This is a genomic window from Rhodobium orientis, assembly GCF_003258835.1.
In the GTDB taxonomy this organism is placed as follows: domain Bacteria; phylum Pseudomonadota; class Alphaproteobacteria; order Rhizobiales; family Rhodobiaceae; genus Rhodobium; species Rhodobium orientis.
Map to the genome: position 1 here is coordinate 1 of NZ_NPEV01000209.1, position 250 is coordinate 250.

Below are 250 nucleotides of genomic sequence, written 5' to 3' on the forward strand. Positions count from 1 at the left end.
GAATGATGTCATCCGCGCTCTTAACCGTTTCCTTCTGCCTTTTAATTTTCCGGAAAAGCTCGGCTGATTCTGCAAACTGCTCCATCATCAATTTGCAGCGATAGTCCAACAGCTGAAAATAAAGCTCCAGATCTCCGCTTTTCTCCATTTTAGAAAGCAGGTTTTGGATCTCGTACCTCAAAGATACAGCCTGGAGCGCTTCATGGCGCTTGATCATGGTGTACCACTGATTCAGGAGCCCGGCCGCTTT

At 47.2% G+C, this 250-nt stretch carries 1 protein-coding gene; it reads right to left on the bottom strand.

The annotated features are described in order from the left end of the window. The coding region (locus tag CH339_RS25870) for a response regulator aspartate phosphatase (RefSeq protein ID WP_245408203.1) at positions 1-217 on the bottom strand (217 nt) is incomplete at its 3' end. Between the last annotated feature and the right edge of the window lie 33 nt (positions 218-250).